General features: G+C 60.8%; 15 protein-coding genes and 1 tRNA gene. 8 read left to right on the forward strand and 8 right to left on the reverse strand.

The window, feature by feature from the left end; translation table 11 throughout:
* The first annotated feature begins 181 nt into the window (after positions 1 to 181).
* Positions 182 to 1,195, forward strand: coding sequence for an asparaginase (locus DW892_RS01795; RefSeq protein ID WP_117765269.1), 1,014 nt, complete (start codon positions 182 to 184; stop codon positions 1,193 to 1,195).
* Positions 1,196 to 1,513: 318 nt separating this feature from the next.
* Here DW892_RS01795 and DW892_RS01800 read toward each other — a convergent pair whose 3' ends face one another.
* The gene (locus DW892_RS01800) at positions 1,514 to 1,732 is read right to left on the reverse strand and encodes a helix-turn-helix domain-containing protein (RefSeq protein WP_035136926.1); all 219 of its coding nucleotides are present in this window, start codon (positions 1,730 to 1,732) and stop codon (positions 1,514 to 1,516) included.
* 76 nt (positions 1,733 to 1,808) lie between these two features.
* Here DW892_RS01800 and DW892_RS01805 point away from each other — a divergent pair, with 76 nt between their 5' ends.
* Positions 1,809 to 2,198, forward strand: a complete 390-nt coding sequence (locus DW892_RS01805) for a hypothetical protein (RefSeq protein ID WP_117765271.1) — start codon at positions 1,809 to 1,811, stop codon at positions 2,196 to 2,198.
* A 9-nt stretch (positions 2,199 to 2,207) separates the two neighbouring features.
* On the opposite strand, the gene DW892_RS01810 is transcribed toward DW892_RS01805, so the two are convergent.
* The 6 genes from DW892_RS01810 to DW892_RS01835 form a co-directional block, all read right to left on the reverse strand.
* Positions 2,208 to 2,591, reverse strand: coding sequence for a DUF1648 domain-containing protein (locus tag DW892_RS01810; protein ID WP_117765273.1), 384 nt, complete (start codon positions 2,589 to 2,591; stop codon positions 2,208 to 2,210).
* Between the two features lie 11 nt (positions 2,592 to 2,602).
* Positions 2,603 to 3,679 carry a redox-regulated ATPase YchF gene (gene ychF / locus DW892_RS01815; RefSeq protein WP_055309950.1) on the reverse strand — a complete coding sequence of 359 codons (1,077 nt, stop codon included), beginning with the start codon at positions 3,677 to 3,679 and terminating at the stop codon, positions 2,603 to 2,605.
* 114 nt (positions 3,680 to 3,793) lie between these two features.
* Positions 3,794 to 5,047, reverse strand: a complete 1,254-nt coding sequence (locus DW892_RS01820) for a 4Fe-4S binding protein (protein ID WP_117765275.1) — start codon at positions 5,045 to 5,047, stop codon at positions 3,794 to 3,796.
* 151 nt (positions 5,048 to 5,198) lie between these two features.
* Positions 5,199 to 6,266: a glycerol dehydrogenase gene (locus tag DW892_RS01825; protein ID WP_117765277.1), complete on the reverse strand. Its 1,068-nt coding sequence runs from the start codon at positions 6,264 to 6,266 to the stop codon at positions 5,199 to 5,201.
* 114 nt (positions 6,267 to 6,380) lie between these two features.
* Positions 6,381 to 7,481: a glycerol dehydrogenase gene (locus DW892_RS01830; RefSeq protein ID WP_117636942.1), complete on the reverse strand. Its 1,101-nt coding sequence runs from the start codon at positions 7,479 to 7,481 to the stop codon at positions 6,381 to 6,383.
* A gap of 83 nt (positions 7,482 to 7,564) precedes the next feature.
* On the reverse strand, positions 7,565 to 8,788 hold the full coding sequence (locus DW892_RS01835; RefSeq protein WP_089572776.1) for an iron-containing alcohol dehydrogenase: 1,224 nt from the start codon (positions 8,786 to 8,788) through the stop codon (positions 7,565 to 7,567).
* Positions 8,789 to 9,288: 500 nt separating this feature from the next.
* On the opposite strand from DW892_RS01835, the gene DW892_RS01840 reads away from it, so the two are divergent.
* The 4 genes from DW892_RS01840 to DW892_RS01860 all read left to right on the forward strand — a co-directional run bounded on the left by DW892_RS01840 (position 9,289) and on the right by DW892_RS01860 (position 13,808).
* On the forward strand, positions 9,289 to 10,365 hold the full coding sequence (locus tag DW892_RS01840) for a hypothetical protein (protein ID WP_117765279.1): 1,077 nt from the start codon (positions 9,289 to 9,291) through the stop codon (positions 10,363 to 10,365).
* On the forward strand, positions 10,365 to 11,408 hold the full coding sequence (locus DW892_RS01845; protein WP_117765281.1) for a hypothetical protein: 1,044 nt from the start codon (positions 10,365 to 10,367) through the stop codon (positions 11,406 to 11,408). Before DW892_RS01840 ends, DW892_RS01845 begins: the two co-directional genes overlap by 1 nt.
* Before the next feature lie 45 nt (positions 11,409 to 11,453).
* Positions 11,454 to 13,631 (forward strand): MurT ligase domain-containing protein, encoded by a 2,178-nt coding sequence (locus DW892_RS10450; RefSeq protein ID WP_199577654.1) that lies wholly within the window; start codon positions 11,454 to 11,456, stop codon positions 13,629 to 13,631.
* A gap of 100 nt (positions 13,632 to 13,731) precedes the next feature.
* A tRNA-Glu gene (locus DW892_RS01860) sits at positions 13,732 to 13,808 on the forward strand.
* 195 nt (positions 13,809 to 14,003) lie between these two features.
* Here the strand turns inward: DW892_RS01860 and DW892_RS01865 are convergent.
* The gene (locus tag DW892_RS01865) at positions 14,004 to 16,091 is read right to left on the reverse strand and encodes a glutamine synthetase III (RefSeq protein WP_117563614.1); all 2,088 of its coding nucleotides are present in this window, start codon (positions 16,089 to 16,091) and stop codon (positions 14,004 to 14,006) included.
* A gap of 426 nt (positions 16,092 to 16,517) precedes the next feature.
* On the opposite strand from DW892_RS01865, the gene DW892_RS01870 reads away from it, so the two are divergent.
* Both DW892_RS01870 and DW892_RS01875 read left to right on the forward strand, forming a co-directional pair.
* The gene (locus DW892_RS01870) at positions 16,518 to 17,390 is read left to right on the forward strand and encodes a methylenetetrahydrofolate reductase (protein WP_117765283.1); all 873 of its coding nucleotides are present in this window, start codon (positions 16,518 to 16,520) and stop codon (positions 17,388 to 17,390) included.
* The gene (locus tag DW892_RS01875) at positions 17,390 to 18,178 is read left to right on the forward strand and encodes a vitamin B12 dependent-methionine synthase activation domain-containing protein (protein WP_117765285.1); all 789 of its coding nucleotides are present in this window, start codon (positions 17,390 to 17,392) and stop codon (positions 18,176 to 18,178) included. Before DW892_RS01870 ends, DW892_RS01875 begins: the two co-directional genes overlap by 1 nt.
* The last annotated feature ends 7 nt before the right edge of the window (positions 18,179 to 18,185 follow it).

The raw sequence follows: 18,185 nt of genomic DNA on the forward strand, positions 1-18,185 counted from the left end.
TTCTCGTCCCTCGCAGCCATCAGCGCACGGCAAACGCACGACCAGGGCCCCTATTTGACGGCAATTGAAGTGTTACCAAACGTTACAGATGATGTAATACGTTTGAACATTGGACGCCCTGTGCCACAATACTGCCGAACGACTCCGCCTCTGCGGCGGCAAATACGATAGGAATACCAGCATGAAGCGCATCCTTCTCATCGCCACGGGCGGCACCATCGCATCGACCGAGGACGGCAACGGCCTCTCCCCCGCCCTGACCGGTGAGGAGCTCGCCCAGAGCGTCCCCGAGATCTCGGGCCTCTGCGAGCTCGACGTCGTGCAGCCCATGAACATCGACAGCACCAATATGCGCCCGAGCGACTGGATGCGTATCCGCGACGTCATCGTCGAGGGTTATGCCGACCACGACGGCTTCGTGATTCTGCACGGCACCGACACCATGAGCTACACCGCGGCAGCGCTTTCCTACCTGATTCAGGACAGCCCCAAGCCCATCGTGCTCACCGGCTCGCAAAAGCCCATGGGCAATCCATTTACCGACGCCAAGCTCAACCTGTACCAGAGCCTGCTCTATGCGCTCGACGAGCACTCGCACGACGTCTCAATCGTGTTTGGCGGCGTAGCCATTGCCGGCACGCGTGCCCGCAAGCAGCGCACCATGAGCTTTAACGCGTTCATTAGTGTCAACTATCCGCCCATTGCCTACATCCGCAACGACCGCATTGTGCGCAACGGGCTTCACGGCACTCACCAGAATGAGAATCCGGTTCGTTTCTACGACAGTATCGACCCGCGCGTGTTTGTCCTTAAGCTGACACCCGGCGTGAACCCGGGTATCCTGGACGCCCTTGCCGATAGCTACGACGCCATGATTCTGGAGACCTTTGGCATTGGCGGTATCCCCGAGTTTGGTGAGTCGGGCGAGTCATTCCAGGAGGCGATTTTCCGCTGGGTCGATTCGGGCCGTACTGTCGTTATGACCACGCAGGTCCCCGAAGAGGGCCTCGATTTGGGCGTTTATGAGGTCGGCCGTGCTTACGCGGATCATCCGGGCATTCTGCGCGGCGACGACATGACCACCGAGACGCTCGTGGCCAAGACCATGTGGGCACTCGGCCAGTCACGTGATGCGGCCGAGATTCAGCGCCTGTTCTACAGCCAAGTCAACCACGACCGCATCCCGATGGCGTAGCTAAAACAAAATCCGCCTCTTTGGGCCTTGTAGGGCACGTGATACCCCTCGGAACGTGCAAAAAGCGGAGTTTTCAGCATCCGCCCCTTCCGGGAACGTTAAAACCGCTGGCTGTAAATTGCCTTTCGACTCGAAAGACTCGTTCCGCGCGCTTGTTATTCCTCATATTATTGAATTTTGTGGATAATCCAAAACATTACGCGTCGTATTTGTGGCCCCGGCTGCCGTCAAATTATTGAGGGATGCTGAATACTCGCGTTTTTGCACGCCGCCGTCGGGGGGACCCGTTCAGCAAACGGCAAATCTAGCAAAAAAAGGCTACTCGATACCCTCGAGAAGCTCTGACACCGTCATGCCGAGTGCGGGCGCGATCTTAAATAGAACCTTGAGCGTGAAATTTGCCGTCCCATCTTCGATTCGGTCGAGGTAGGGTCGGCTGATTCCTGTCGCCACACAAAAATCAACCTTGGAGATACCAAGGTCTCTGCGTGTCTCTTCGACCCGCCTGCCAAGAATCTGTTTCGCACGTTCGTCCATGCAGCCGAGTTTGAAATGGAGCCGAACATAAACGTAAACTATAGTTTACGTTTTGCCGAATACACAGGAGTTTTCTATGTCGGGTTCTTCGGTCCGCACGTACCGAGCCACGCTTCGCACAAACAGCGCACCGCCCAAGCTCGTCGTCGTTGAAGCAGAATATCTTTCGCCCGATGAGCGCACAGCATTTGCATTGCTATCAAGTCGCGTCGCCGCCGTTCTGGTCCCTTGTCCGGCGCAAGGTGCGCTTGCCATCCAATGCCAAGCGCACAGCCGCTCGCTCAATCAGGCTGCCGTAATCGTAACCAGCCAGCGTGGCCTGCCCCTTCTCCTGGAAGCCGGCGTCGCGCTCGCCCTTCGCGGTGCCGGATACGAAAACGAGGCCGCCGCCGACATGGTCTTTCAACCACGATCGAGCGGCGGCCTCGCAGCAGCCATCGAATATGCTTGCAGGCTCGTTGCCTAAAGGCGCAAGCTAAAAGCCCAGGCCAAAGCCCATACCGGTAATCGCCGAATACATAAAGTAGACGTTGATTACGTTGAGAAATACACCCGTGATGCAACCGTTGCGCAGGTAGCGCTCGCACACGATGCGTGCCATGGCGGCGGAGTCATCGTTGTTTTTTGCCTGGCGTCCCGCCGTAAAGTACGTCGCCACGCTCAGCAGCAGATTGAGCACCGGCAACGCCAGCAGCTCGTAGCTCTTGCCCCAGCGCGTCGCCTCGCCGGCAGCATTAAACTTTGTTGCCACCTCGGGACCAATGTTGGGGATAACACACGCTGCGACCACCAGCGGAATCACCGCAAGTACGAGCAGCGCAATACCCATGTAGCCAGCTTTTTTGCCATATTTAAACATATGCGTCGTCCTTACACGTTAAAGCGGAAGTGCACGACGTCGCCATCGGCCATAACATAGTCCTTGCCCTCAATACGCAGCTTGCCGGCAGCCTTGGCGCCCTGCTCGCCACCGAGCTCGATGTAATCGTCGTAGCCAATGACCTCGGCCTTAATAAAGCCGCGCTCAAAGTCGGTGTGGATGACGCCGGCGGCCTGCGGGGCGGTCGCGCCCTGACGCACCGTCCAGGCCTTGACCTCCATCTCGCCGGCCGTAAAGAACGACTGCAGGCCGAGCAGCTTGTAGGCTGCCTGCGCGAGCACGTCCAGGCCGGGCTGCTCCAGGCCCAGGCTCTCCAGGTAGTCGGCAGCGTCCTCGGGATCGAGCTCGGAAAGCTCGGCCTCGATCTTGGCGCAGATCGGCAGCGGCTTGACACCGTCGATGGGTGCCAGGTCCTCGTTGAGCATGTCCTCGTCTACGTTGGCCACATACAGGATGGGCTTCATGGTGAGCAGGAACAGGCCCTTGGCAGCGGCGCGCTCCTCGTCGGTCATCTCCATGGATGCGGCGCGCTTGCCCTCGTTGAGCCAGGCAAGCAGACGCTTGGCAACCTCGAACTTGGGCATGAGCTCCTTGTCGCGCTTGGCCTCTTTCTCGAGCTTGGGCAGCTGCTTCTCGAGCGTGCCCATGTCGGCCAAGATGAGCTCGGTCATGATGGTGTCGGCATCGCCGGCGGGATCGACGAACTCGCCGGTGCGGCCCACCTCACGCATGACGTTGGGGTCCTTAAAGTAGCGCACGACCTCGCAGATGGCGTCGGTCTCGCGGATGTTTGCCAAGAACTGGTTGCCCAGACCCTCGCCCTCGTTAGCGCCCTTCACCAGACCTGCGATGTCGACGAACTCGACCGTAGCCGGCACAATGCGACCCGGGTTGACGATGTCGGCGAGCTTTTGCAGGCGGCTATCGGGCACATCGACGATACCCACGTTGGGGTCGATCGTGGCGAACGGGTAGTTGGCGGCAAGGCCGGTCTTTTTGGTAAGCGCGGTGAACAGCGTCGACTTGCCCACGTTGGGCAGGCCCACGATACCGATGGAAAGGGACACGACAGCTCCTTTTGATACAGGTACTTCAAACTGCATAAGTATAGCGCCGCCGCAGCATCTGGGCGAACCCGGACGCCACGGCGGCACGAATGAAGCAGAGATAGAGGTCGCTGACTAGTCCGCGAGCTTTTCCACCTGGTCGAGCATCTTGTCAAGCTTGGCCTTTGCCTCGGCCTTGACCTTCTCAGCTTCTTCGTGAGCCTTCGCCTTCTGGGCGGCCTTTTCCTCGGCTTCGGGATCGACGACGACCAGATTGGACGCGTCATGCTTAACTAACTTGAGCGCATGCTCGGGGCACACCTTGACGCAGGCTCCGCAACCCAGGCAATACGTGGATTCCAGTGCAAAGCGGCCGCTTCCCACCAGATCGCAGGCAAACGTGGGGCATACGTTGACGCACTCGCCACACGACGTGCACTTGTCAAAATCGCACTCCGGCGTGCTCACCTGCATGTTCTGGGCAAGCTCGGGGTGGTTTTGCAGCGTCGAGAGCACCAGCTGCCGCCCGTGCGTGAGCGAACGGCGACGCTTGGTCGTCGTGGTGCCGCACATGGTGTTGAGCGTACGCTCCAACTGGGTAATCTGATGGCGATGGGCTTTGAGCTTCTGCGTCACCGAGGCCAGTGCCGCCGTTGCCGGATTGAGCTTTGTCACGGTAAGGCCCGTGGTGCGGGCGATCTTTTCCATGTACTCCTTGCGCTCGTACTCGCGGCGCTTATGACATTTGAGGCTCTTGGGATCGACCTCCAGACCCATGCCCGTGCCGGCCCACTCCTCGGCCTTCGCAATCGCCTCGCCCAGGATGTCCTCACCGCCGGTGTTGCGGCACTTATCGCACACGCCCAGTGGCAGGTACACGCTCACGTTGGGATAGTCCGCCAGTACCGAGAACCAGGTCTCGGCCGTAATATCGCCCACGCAGGCGACAACAACCTCGTTCTCGCGCGGCATGCGCTTAAGGGCACGCGTGCAGGTAACGTAGGCGGTCTCGTGGCTCGTAGCCGCCGAGACAATGTCGTCGTAAAGGTTTTTGGGCGCCAGACGCGGCGAAATAATCGCCTCAGTCGGACAGGCGGCAGCGCACAGGCCGCACTTACGACAGGAGTCGAGGATCTCAATGGCGTCTTCCTCGACCTCGATAGCGTTGACCGGGCACACGTCCATGCACGCGGTGCAGCCGCTCTTTTCGTTTTTGCAGGTCAGGCACGGAATGGTGTTGCCGCGCGGACGCTCCTTGTAGTCGGCAGGATTCCACTGCGGCGCCGACGGATCGAGTGCGTCGGTCACACCGCCAAGCGGGTTTTTGAGAAAGTCGAAACCCTTGCTGATTTCGATAATGTCATCAAACAGATCGTGTTCCTGCGCCATGCGCGGCCCCTCCCTGAGCAGTGCAAACAAGCAAAAGATAATGATACGCTATCGGCCCACGCCTCGGGCAAATTACACGCGGAGCACCTTTGAGGCAAATAGCCCATGGCCTATCGCCGTCTCGATTGCACAAGGTCAATCAAGCGCCAAACTATGCCTCGCACATGAGCTGCAGGAGCTGTTGTTTGGTCGCCTTGGCCTGCTCGTTAGCCATATTGCGCTCGTTTCTAAAGACCGCATTTGCAACACCCTGCAGATCGGCATCGGAAATCTCGCCAAGGCCCAGCTCCTCGAGCGTCGTCGGCAGACCGACGCGCTGGCAAAACTCGAGCACCTGATCAAGCTCGGGTGCACGCTCCAGGCGCAGCTGCACCACCAGACCAAATGCCACGGCCTCACCATGCATGGCCTTGCACTCGGGCAGAATCGTCAGCCCGTTGGCGATGGCATGCGCCAACGCCAAGCCGCCACCCTCAAAGCCGACACCCGAGAGCAAAATATTGCACTCGATCAGGCGTTCAACCGCTGGCGACGTACGCCCCTTTTTGAGATCGCGCTTGGCAGCGACACCGCACTCCATAAGTGTGTCGTAGCAGGCACGAGCCGCAACCAGAGCCAAGTGCCCCGGCGCGCCACCGTGCTCGTTGGCGCCGTGCGCCGCGGCGCACGAACGCGCCTCGAAGTACGTTGCCAGCGCATCGCCCATACCAGCGACCGTCATACGCAGTGGGGCCGCTGCGACCACGTTGGTATCGACCACGACCAGATCTGGATTCTTCTCGAGCATCAGGTAGCGGTCGAACGACCCATCCTCGTGATACAGCACCGAAATCGCGCTGCACGGACCATCCATTGAGGCCGCCGTGGGACATACGCACAACGGCAACTCGGCATAAAACGCTACTGCCTTGGCGATATCGAGCATCTTGCCACCGCCAATACCCACCACCATGTCGCAATACTCAGCCTGGGCTTCCTTAGCCATTTCGGCAACAGCCTCTTCCGTACACGGACCGTTGTAAATTTTAAAGAACGGCTCGCTTAGATCGTCGTCCAGAAATCCATCGACAATCTGCCTGCACAGCCGATCCTCGGTGCCCTGGTCAAACAAGACATAGGCAGCGCAGCCCAACCATGACAAATACCTGCCCTGGCGCGAAAGCTCCCCCGGCCCCTGAACATACCGGCCGGGACCGCCGTAAACCATAGGAAGCGCCATACGAGAATCCACCCTTCATCAAACAACGATTGGTGCAAAGTAACCTGACCCCTTTGCACCTTAGCAAAAAAGGGGCAAAGCCATCTGCTGGCTTTGCCCCTTCCTTAGCTTGATTTACTCATCCATGAGATAGTAGTGGCCCAGTGCGTCTGCACCCAGAATGGCGTTTGCGACCATCTCGGGCGTCACCTCAAACGGCATGTTGCACATGGTGTCATCGGGCGCGCAGGCGGCCTCGGCAACAATCATGGCCTGCTCGCGCGTAAGCTCGGCAACGCCAAGTTCCTTCATCGTGACCGGCAGGCCCAGCTCAATGCAGAAGCCCAAGACTTCCTCGAGTTTCTCAGTCGGGGCATCCTCGAGTACCAGCTGGACGATAGTGCCAAAGGCGACCTTCTCGCCGTGATACATGCCGTGGCACTCGGGCAGCATCGTCAGGCCATTGTGGATGGCATGAGCAGCAGCAAGGCCCGAGCTCTCAAAGCCAATGCCCGAAAGCAGCGTATTGGCCTCGATGATATGCTCGACGGCAGGCGTCAACGCTCCCTTCTCCAGCGCAACCTTGGCCTTGACGCCATCGGCCATAAGCGTCTCGTAGCAGAGCTTGGCGAGCGCCAGGCCGGCCATGCCGCCCTTGCCGCCAGCGCAAGTGCCACCGTCGGCATCGTGCGTCGCCTGGGCCTCAAAGTAGGTTGCGAGCGCATCGCCCATACCTGCCACCGTCAGGCGTACCGGGCTCGCCGCGATAACCGTCGTATCCATAAGAACGATATTGGGGTTCGCCTTAAGGAACAGGTACTTATCGAACTGGCCGTCATCGGTATAGAGCACGGAGAGCGCCGAGCACGGGGCATCGGTCGAAGCGATGGTGGGGCAAATGATGACCGGGGACTCCAGGTAGTAGGCGACGGCCTTGGCGGTGTCGAGGATCTTGCCGCCACCGACGCCGACGATGATGTCGCAGCCGTTGTCGCGCGCGAGCGCAACCAGGCGATCGACCTCGCCCTTGGAGCACTCGCCGTTAAAGTCCTCAAACAGCAGCTCGGCCTTAGCCTCGGCAAAACCACCCTCGATCTTGGCACCGACGCGCTTCTTGCCCGAAGGCGTCACGATGACGAGGGCCTTAGCGCCGAGCGGCTCGACATAGGAGCCGAGCTTGGCGAGCTCGTCCGGACCCTGGATGTACTTGCTGGGGCTATTGAAAATTGCAGCCATAACTATCCCATTCTCTAAAAGAAAAAAGAAAGGGGCTCCGTACGGATACGTGCGGAGCCCCTCGTTACGATAACAAGAGTCGATTAGAAATCGATGTCGGTGTCGTAGTAGCAGGCCTTGAGGATCTTCTCGAAGTCGGCAGCCTTGGTCTCACGCGGGTTCTCGGGCGTGCAGGCGTCGGTCTCGGCGTTCGCAGCGATCTCGGGCAGCTTGGCGAGGAACTCCTCCTCGGAAACCATCTGCGGGTTCTCGGCGTCGACCTTCACGCCACCATTCGCGTAATCCTTGATGGACTGCGGAATGTTGAGCTGGTCATTGAGGTCGCGAATCTTCTGGACGAGCGCAGCGATGAGCTCCTCGTTGGTCTCGCCGGGAAGGTGCAGGATCTCCTTGGCCACGTAAGCGTAACGCTCAGCAGCACGCGGGTCCTTGGAGTTCCACTGGATAACCTTGCCCAGGTACATGGCGTTAGCGGCACCGTGGATGATGTGGCCGTTCTCGAAGGCAGCACCGGTCTTGTGAGCCATGGAGTGAACGATGCCGAGCAGGCCCGAGGAGAAGGCGATACCGGCGATGCACTGAGCCTCGTGCATGTGCTGACGGGCCTCATGGTCGCCAGCATAGGACTTGGGCAGCCACTCGACGATCTCGCGGATGCCGTGCAGGGCGTTGGCGTCGGTGAACATAGAGGCGCAGGTGGAAACGTAGGCCTCCATGCAGTGGGTCAGAGCATCCATGCCGGTGTGAGCGCACAGCTTGGCGGGCATGGTGTAGGTGAGCTCGGGGTCGACGATGGCGACATCAGGGGTGATGTTGAAGTCGGCCAGCGGGTACTTGATGCCCTTGGCGTAGTCGGTAATGACGGAGAACGCGGTGACCTCGGTAGCGGTGCCGGAGGTAGAGGAGATGGCGCAGAAATGAGCCTTCTGACGCAGCTCCGGGAAGCTGAACGGCTGGATGATGTTATCGAAGGACTCCTCGGGATACTCGTAGAAGACCCACATGGCCTTAGCGGCATCGATGGGCGAGCCGCCACCGATGGCGATAATCCAGTCGGGCTCGAACTCGCGCATGGCCTCGGCGCCCTTCATGACCGTCTCGATGGACGGGTCGGACTCGACGCCCTCGAACAGCTTGACCTCGAAACCGCCTTCCTTAAGGTCGTTCTCGACGTCCTGCAGGAACCCGCCGCGGCGCATAGAGCTGCCGCCAGAAACGATGATGGCCTTCTTGCCCTTGAGGTTCTTCACCTCGTGGCGAGCGCCCTCACCAAAGTACAGATCGCGAGGATTGGTAAAACGTCCCATACTGTGCCTCCTAAACAAGCCCCTCTTAGACTTGCGTATATAACGGAGCACCCAATTGGCTCCGTTAGGACCGGTTTGCGCGTTGCCGGCGATGACAATGCGCGATGTCTAAACGTCTCAACGCTCAGACAAACACTATTTTACCGTTCTGGTTGGTCAGTTATTCACCTAAAGCCGCCAATGATGAAACGTTTTTTCTATCCCCGAAGACCCTTGTGCGGCATTCATACTCCCAAGCTGGGCAAACGTTTTATCAAGGTTGACTACATATCCTGGGCAGGACTGTGCCCCTCCAAAATATGCACCGTTCGCCGCCAAAAATCGACCGTTTGCGGCACCGTGATACCACTCGGTCGTCCAAGGTGCCGACATTTGTGCGACATCCGACTTCGTGGTGCAAAGGTGCATGTCCAAGTGCGGCACCCCCGGTGTGCCACATGCGGGTAAACTAGAACCTTATATAGAGATATTTGAACCCTAACCGCAGCAAAGGAGGCCCCATGGCATTCGATCCCATTCAAGAGGATTGCCATCGCCTCGTTCTTGAGGCCTTGCGCCGCGACAATATCCCGCTCACCGACACTGCCGCCGCAGAGCGCCTGATGGAACAATTCACCCGCAACCCCGCACCGCTCATCGTGCACGACCGCGACCGCGCCGGGCATCTGATTGCCAAGGTGGTCGAGGCTGTCGACTACCGCATCCCCTTTATCCCTGACGATACCCAGGCAGAGCAGGAAGAGGCAGCTGCCGAGAACATGCTCCGCGAGGCAGCCGCGCTCGATCCGGCCAACTGGGACGCTCAGCGCATGCTGACCGCCCTCACCGCCAGCTCCAACGAGGAATACGTGCAGTATCTGGTGTCCAAGTGCGACGAGGTGGAGCACGACCTGGCACTCAAGATCGCCTCGGCGCAGGACCCCTACGAGCGCGAGGCCGCAGGCGACCTTACGTGCCGCCCCTATCTGCGCTGGCTTGCCGCCTTGGCATCGCGCGCCCTCATTAGCGGCCGCTATCGCATGTCGCTCCAAGCCGCAAATCGCAGCTTGGACTTTGCGCCCAACGACCCCGCCGGTGTCCGCCACACCGCGATGCTCGCCATGGCAAAGCTCGAATACCCCGCCGAGGAACTCAAGCGCTTTCGCTCTGCCCACTCCGTCCCCTATCTCACCAACACGCCGCTGCGCCGTCGTCCCAAGGACGCGGAGCGTGACTTGGACCCGTGGACGCTCATCGCGCTGATGAGCGCAGCCTGGCGCGAGCTGGACTACGAGGGTGCCGAGCACCACCTGCGTATCCTTGCGCGCTCGTGCCCGCACGCAGCCGAGGCGCTCTACTTCCAAACCGAGTTTCCCGATGGCGTCTATGCCCGCGTCAACGTGGGTGCAGGCTCCACCGACGAGCTCGTCCTTGCACTCTCCGAGGCGACGCCGGTACTGCAGGAGGGCCTGGGCGCGCCCGACAACGCCAGCTTTGCCGCCTGGGTCGCCACCAACGACATCGTGCGCTCCCAGATCGACGAGCGCATACTGCGGGCGGCCGAGCAGGGCTTGCCGTTTAAGGGAGGAGACCTCTAATGGATCCGAGCGTCTACATCCCCGCCTACCTGGAGCGCACCTATCTGGCGTCGCACCCCGAGCTCACCGATGCAGCACGCGAGCTTGTCCATAACGACATTAGCGCGAATCCCCAAAAGTATGCGCAGTCCGAGCATGCTCAGGCGCTGCTGTCCTATGCCGGTGTTCATCGCCACCTGCTCGACGAGCTCCATCGCATCGAGGACATGGGCAGCGACGAGGAGTTTGAGCAGACGCGCAACCGCCTGTTCGACGATATGCGTGATGAGCTGCTCAAGATCGTCCGCATCGATGCGCTGGCCGTCGATGCCCAGCTGCTCGCCATCATTTTGGCGGACACGCCCGTCGACGCCTGCCTGGGCGACCTGATGAAGCTCGAGACGAGCACGGCCGACTACTTGCAACAGGGCGTGCCCGGGTTTGATATGGAGGTCCCGCACTACTGGGCCAATAATGTTTTGGCCGACGGTGTCACCGCAGCGGACCTTACCGTGAGCGAGCCGGCCCTTATCGGGTGGCTTCACACACTCGAGGCCATCTCGCAGCTGTGCATGGCGAGCGCTCGTTACCGCGCCGCTGCCAACTATGCTCGCCGCGTTCTTAAGGCGGAAGGCTATCCTACCCGGGCCGCCGGCACCGTGCTGCTCGCCCTCGCCCGCCTAGAAGACCAGGACGGCTTTTTTGCCCTGGCCCACCAGCTCGAGGAGCAGATGGGGGCAGACGCACTCGAAAACTCTCCTTGGTACCTGCTCGCCCGCACGATCTTGCTGTTCAAAACGAACAAGATGCGCCCGGCGACGCGCGCGCTGCGTGAGTTCGCTAACCGTTGCGAGGGCGGCGCGTTCTTCTTGCTGAACCCCATGTACCAGACGCCGTATCTTCCCTGCCGACCCGAGCCGCGCGACCCCTGGGACCTCTCGCACCAGGCGGTTTGGGAAGCCGACGGTATTATCTCGGACACCCCCGACTTTGCCCCCTGGGCCAACGCCTGCGAAGATGTATCGCAGCTTGCCCAGGAATTTGCGCGCCGCTACGGCTTTTAGCGACGCGATCGCCCCGACCATGTCATCTATGTTAGGAACGGCTTCATGAACCTCCGCTCATCTCTCGCCTGCACCTCGAGCGATATCGCCCGCTGGGGACTGCGCTCTGTCCTCAAACGCCAGGGTGGCGTGCTTCCCGGCCGCATCGCCATGAAGATCGACCCCGAGCTGCTAAGCGACCTCGCGAGCCTGGTCGACCGCAGCGTGGTGATCACCGGTACTAATGGCAAGACCACCACCTCCAACCTCATCGCCGACGCCGTTGCCGCCAGCGGCGCCACCGTGGTATGCAACCGCGCCGGCAACAACATGGAGCCGGGCGTGGTGGGCGCACTGCTCGAGGCGCGCAGCGGCCTCAAGCGAGCCGGCGGCGGCAAGCGCGTGGGCGTTTTTGAATGCGATGAGCTCTACACCGTGCGCGTCCTACCCAAGCTCAAGCCGACGTACTTCGTGCTGCTCAACCTGTTCCGCGACCAGCTAGACCGCTACGGCGAGATCGACCATACCCAAGACGTCATTGCCCATGCGTTGGAGCTCTCTCCGGCAACAACGCTCATCTACAACGCAGACGACCCGCTGTGTGCCGCGATCGCCGCACGCGTTCCCAACACGAGCATCGCCTTTGGCATCGACGGCGCCACGGGCACCGAGTCCGATCGCATTAGCGACTCGCGTTTTTGCTCGCAGTGCAACGCGCCGCTGGAGTATGACTACGTGCAATACGGCCAGCTCGGCGCCTACCATTGCCCCTCGTGCGGCTGGGCCCGCCCTGCGCTTGTCCGTCGCGTGACGGACGTTGAGCTTACCTACGACGGCTACGAATTTGACTTGGTCTTTGGACCCAATACCGACGCACCCGCAACGCACATCGCCACGCGCTACAACGGCCTGTACATGGTCTATAACGTCGCCGCCGCCTTCTTTGCGGCGCACGAGCTGGGCGTGGACGCGGCGCACCTGCAGCCCACGCTCGATGCCTACGTGCCTGCCGGCGGACGCATGGGCCGCTGGGATATTGCCGGTCGCACCGTCGAGGCAAACCTGGCCAAGAATCCCGTGGGCTTCGATCGCCAGATCCAGTCCATTAAAACGGCAGGCGGCAGGCTCTGCGCCTTCTTCCTAAACGATAACGATGCCGACGGCCACGATGTCTCGTGGATCTACGATGTCGACTTCGAGCGCATCGCCGACACGCCGGGTCTTGTCGCCTTTGCCGGAGGCACGCGTGCGCACGACATGCAGGTACGCCTCAAGTACGCCGGCATCGATGCCGCGATTATCTCGGACGTCGCGCAGGCGATCGGCGCCGTGGCAGACGAGGCCGCCGATGACACCTTCTACGCCGTCGCCAACTACACGGCCTTCCCGCCGTTAGTCAAGGAGCTCGACGGGCTTAAAGACGACGATGCAAGCTCGATTGTCTCCCACGCCGTAACGCGCGCCGATGGTAGCGCTGTCCCCACCGATATTGCGCCGGTCGAGCTTTCGCGCCCCCTGCGCATCGTCTACCTGTATCCCGATGCGCTCAACCTCTACGCCGACGGCGGCAACGTTATCGCGCTCGAACGCCGCTGCGCCTGGCGCGGCATTCCCGTGCGTGTGGACGAAGTCCACATGGGCGAGACGCTCGACCTGACCGACGCCGACATCGTTATGATGGGCGGCGGCTCCGATCGCGACCAGCTGGCCGTGGCACACGAACTGCTCGCTCAAAAAGACAAGGTCGCGGCCTATGTTGAGGACGGCGGCACACTGCTTGCTATCTGTGGCGGCTATCAGCTGCTCGGCCGTTCGTACTATATGGGCGAAGATCGCATCGAGGGCCTGGGCGTCATTGCCGCCGAAACCGTACGCGGCTCCGACCGCCTGATCGGCAACGTCGCCGTCAAGACCGACCTGTCACCCGAGCCCTTTGTGGGATTCGAGAACCACGGCGGCCGCACCTTGCTCGATGCAGAGGCCACGCCGCTCGGAACGTCTGTCGTCACAGGCACCGGCAACAACGGCGACGATGGCTTTGAGGGCATCATCTACAAGGGTGTCATCGGCACGTACCTGCACGGGCCGGCGCTCCCCAAGAACCCCGAGCTCGCCGACTGGCTCATCACCCACGCCCTCGAGCGCCGCGGCGATGCGCAGGCCACAGCCCTGCTGCCGCTCAAGCCCCTCGACGACACCTACGAGCGCACCGCTCACGACGCCGCCATGAAGCTCCTCCCCTAACGCCCCACCACCACAAAGGAGACAGGCACCTTTGTGGTGGTTTTCCAGTTTGCCAACGATATACGCGCCGGCAAAAAAGTCTGCTATACTCTTTCCCGCTGTCCCCATCGTCTAGCGGCCAAGGACGCCACCCTTTCAAGGTGGATATCGCGGGTTCGAATCCCGCTGGGGGCACCACAAAATCTGAGAAGCCCGTTACCAATTCGGTAGCGGGCTTTTTGCTACCGATATGCCGGGATTCGAACCCGACAGGGTGCGGATCCCGGCAAATCGGCGGCAAAACGGACTCCAAAGCGTCCTTCGCAAACAAATAGCCGGGGCCCGCGCGATGCGGACCCCGGCTCAATACCGTGACGATATGTCAGTTACGCCCTACACGTAGAACAGGATGTCGTCGTAGGTCGGAACCGGCCAGTAGTCGGCTGCCACGATCTCCTCCATGGCATCCACGGCGGCGCGCAGCGTATCCATAGCAGGAACGACCTCGTGCGCGTACACGTTGGCCTGCTCCTGGCCATCGAGAGCCTCGGCCTTCTGATGTACGGCGTCGAGCGCCTTGATGGAGTCGTTGATGGCGGTGATGCCGTTGCAGAGCTTGTTGAGCGTGTTCTGCTCGCACTGCATGGCGGCCTCAGCACCGGCGGCACGAATAGTCTCAAGGCCCTTAGCGACCTTGGTGGCATAGGCGGTAATGACCGGACGATAGGTACGACGCGCCTCGCGAACCATCGTGGTGGCCTCGATGTTCATGAGCTTGTTGTACTTCTCGAGCTTGCAGTCATAGCGGCACTGGGCCTCGGCGCGGGTCAGAACGCCCGTCTCCTCAAAGAGCGCGATAGCCTTATCGGAAACAAAGGCGGGAAGAGCGTCGGCCGTGGTCTTGTTGTTGGCAAGGCCGCGCTTCTCGGCCTCGATGGGCCACTCGTCGGAGTAACCGTCGCCGGAGAACAGGATGCGCTGGTGATCGGTCAGCACCTTCTTGCAGTACTCGAGCGCGGCGTCCTGGAACTTATCCTCGGGCGTACCCTCGAGTGCGTCGGCGAAAGACTTGAGCGACTTGGCCACGGCGGCATCGAGCACCAGATTGGAGTCGGAGACGTTCTGCTCGGAGCCGCAGGCACGGAACTCGAACTTGTTGCCGGTGAAGGCAAACGGGGAGGTGCGGTTGCGGTCGGTGTTGTCCTGCATCAGCTTGGGCAGGGTATCGGCGCCCAGGTCAAGCACGCCGCGCGTGGCATGGACGGAAGCCTTGCCATCGATGATCTTCTCGACGACCTCGGTGAGCTGGTCGCCCAGGAAGATGGACATAATCGCCGGAGGAGCCTCGTTGGCGCCCAGACGATGATCGTTGCCGGCCGAGGCAACGGAGGCACGCAGGAGTTCCTGATAGTTATCGACGGCCTCGATCACCGCGGTGAGGAAGACGATGAACTGCAGGTTGTCGAGCGGGGTGTCGCCCGGGTCGAGCAGGTTCTCGGACTCGGTGCCAAGCGACCAGTTGTTGTGCTTGCCCGAACCGTTGATGCCCTCGAAGGGCTTCTCGTGCAGCAGGCAGACCAAGTCGTGGCGGGAGGCGATGAGCTTCATCTTCTCCATCATGACCAGATTCTGGTCGATGGCCTCGTTGACCTCGCCGTAGACAGGGGCGAGCTCATGCTGGCAGGGAGCGACCTCGTTGTGCTTGGTCTTGGCAGGAATGCCAAGCGCCCACAGCTCATCGTCCAGGTCCTTCATATAGGACGAGACGGTGGGGCGGATAGCGCCAAAGTAGTGCTCCTCGAGCTCCTGGCCCTTGCAGGGAGCAGCACCAAAGAGGGTGCGCCCGGTGATGACCAGGTCCCTGCGCTTGCGGTAAGCGTCCTTCTTGATCAGGAAGTACTCCTGCTCATCGCCCACGGAAGGAACGACCTTCTTGGGGGTCTTGCCAAACAGCGCCAAAACGCGCTTGGACTCACGCGAGAGCGCGGTCATGGAGCGCAGCAGCGGGGTCTTCTTGTCCAGGGCCTCGCCCGTGTAGGAGCAGAAAGCTGTGGGGATGCACAGGACATCGTCCTTAATGAATGCGGGGCTGGTGGGATCCCAAGCGGTGTAGCCACGGGCCTCGAAGGTGGCGCGCAGGCCGCCGTTGGGGAAGCTGGAAGCATCGGGCTCGCCCTGGATGAGGTTCTTGCCCGTAAACTTGGTAATGGCGGTGCCGTCGTGGTTGGGCTCGAGGAAGCTGTCGTGCTTCTCGGAAGTAATGCCCGAAAGCGGCTGGAACCAGTGCGCGTAGTGTGTCGCGCCCTTGGAGATGGCCCAGACCTTCATGGCATGGGCAACGGCGTTGGCCACATCCAGGTCGAGCGGCTCACCGTCCTCGAGGGTTGCAGCAAGGCGCTTCCAAATGTCCTTGGGGAGGTAGTCCTTCATGACTTCCTCAGAGAACACCATGGTCCCGAAGCGGTCAGTAAGTTCGGCCATACGGAACTCCCTTCGTATCGGCACCGCGTGAGAAGCGGTGTTGATTACTAACGAACGAGTCATAGATTAGGCTCGTCGTGTTTCCGCAACATTACCGTTATGTTGCTGTCACGAAACCAATCAATGAGGTTACCGCATCGCGGCGGCGTTGCCGCCCTCAACAGCCAATCAACTGTATAAATTGTAGACCTCTCCCCATGGTTTAAGGGTAGTCAATTTGGGATGGGGCTCTATTAACTGGTATTTCGCATCAGATACCAGTCTTTATAGCCCCATCCTAGATTGACCGCTCTGCTATAGGGAATGTCGATAGCAAGGCATCTTTGATTGGTATCCCCGAATAGCGAGTGAAACTCCACCGTGACACAGTGGTGCTGTAGAATCCTTACAACACATCACACTATTACGTATCTAAAGGAGCACGATATGCGCGTCGACGAGGTTTTTAAGCAGGCAGCATCCCAGGGCACCGCACCCGTTTCGTTTGAGATGTTCCCGCCCAAGGGCGAGCTTACCCTCAACACGGCTCGCGAGGTGGCAGGCAATCTGTGCAAGCTTTCGCCGAGCTTTGTCTCGGTCACCTGCTCTGCCGGCGGCTCGGGCAACGGCGCCACCACCGCCCCCATCGCGCAAATGATTACGAGCGAATTCAATACGCCCTCGGTGGCGCACCTCACCTGCGTGGGCCGCTCGCACGCCGATATCGCCGCCAAGATCGACGAATACCGCTCCGCCGGCGTAGAAAACATCCTGGCCCTGCGCGGTGATCTGCCCGCTGGCGCGACCGAGGATGACAAGCCCGCCTCGGACTACGCCTACGCCCGCGAGCTCATCCCCGAGCTTGTTGACGCCGGCTTTTGTGTGGGCGCCGCGGCCTACCCCGAGGGCCACATTGCCTGTGAGGACCTCAACGCTTCGGTCGAATACCTCAAGCAAAAACAGGACGCCGGCGCGAGCTTCTTTGTGACGCAGCTCTTCTTTGACAACGAGTGCTTCTACCGTTTCCGCGAGCTTGCCAACAAGGCAGGTATCACCGTGCCCATTACCGCGGGCATCATGCCGTTTATGGGCAAGTCGCAAATCAGCCGCATGGTCTTTATGTGCGGCGCGTCGCTGCCCTCCCCCGTCATCAAGATTCTCGCCAAGTACGAGAACGACCCCGAGAGCCTGCAGGCAGCCGGTGTAGATTATGCCGCCCGTCAGCTTTGCGACCTCAAGGAGCACGGTGCCGCCGGTCTGCACCTGTACACTATGAACCGTCCTGCGATCGCCGCGACCATTATGGAGCGCCTGGGGTAATGGAAAAACCGCACATCGATACAACTGCTGTCGAAGTGCCGGCCGACCTTGCGTCGCCGGCGCTTTACCGTGTCGATGCTGCGCACCATCCCCGTGTCGACCGTGCCGAGATGCTGCGGTATCTGGGTTACGGCGGCCAACAGATTGAGCCCGAGCTGTCTCGACGAATTGAGCTTGTGGTCGAGCGCCTAGAACTGGACATTGAGCCCCGTGGCGTGCGACGCGTGTTTGCCGTCGATGCCACGGGCGTCGACGAGCAGGGCGAGCCCTGCATCCGCTTGGTTGGCACGAACGTTGAGCTGCGGGGTCGCGATATCTATCGACATCTCAAAGACGCCCGCTTTGCCGCGCTCATGGCATGCACCCTCGGCATGGGCGCCGAGCGTCGCCTGCGCATCACAGGAGCCCAGCAGCCCCTCGAGGGAGCCGTGCTCGACGCCGCGTGCTCTGCCTATGTGGAGGCAGCTGTTGAGCAAATGGACCGACAGGTCAAGACTGCGGCCGCCGCACACGGACTCGCCGGCAACTGGCGCTTTAGCCCCGGCTACGGCGACTGCCCGCTCTCGGCCCAGCGCTCGATCGTGGATGCGCTCAACGCCACACGGCTCATCGGGCTTACCGTTACCCCCACCAGCCTGCTCATGCCCACCAAGAGCGTGACCGCGGTGATCGGTCTGTTTGACGGCGAGGTCCACGACGCCCAGAGCCGCCCCACCTGCAATATCTGCCGCATGCGTGAGCACTGCCGCTTCCACGCCGCCCACACCACCTGCTATTCCAGCCATTAGGAGCCAT

It is taken from the genome of Collinsella sp. AM40-7AC (genome assembly GCF_003468125.1).
GTDB lineage: Bacteria > Actinomycetota > Coriobacteriia > Coriobacteriales > Coriobacteriaceae > Collinsella > Collinsella aerofaciens_O.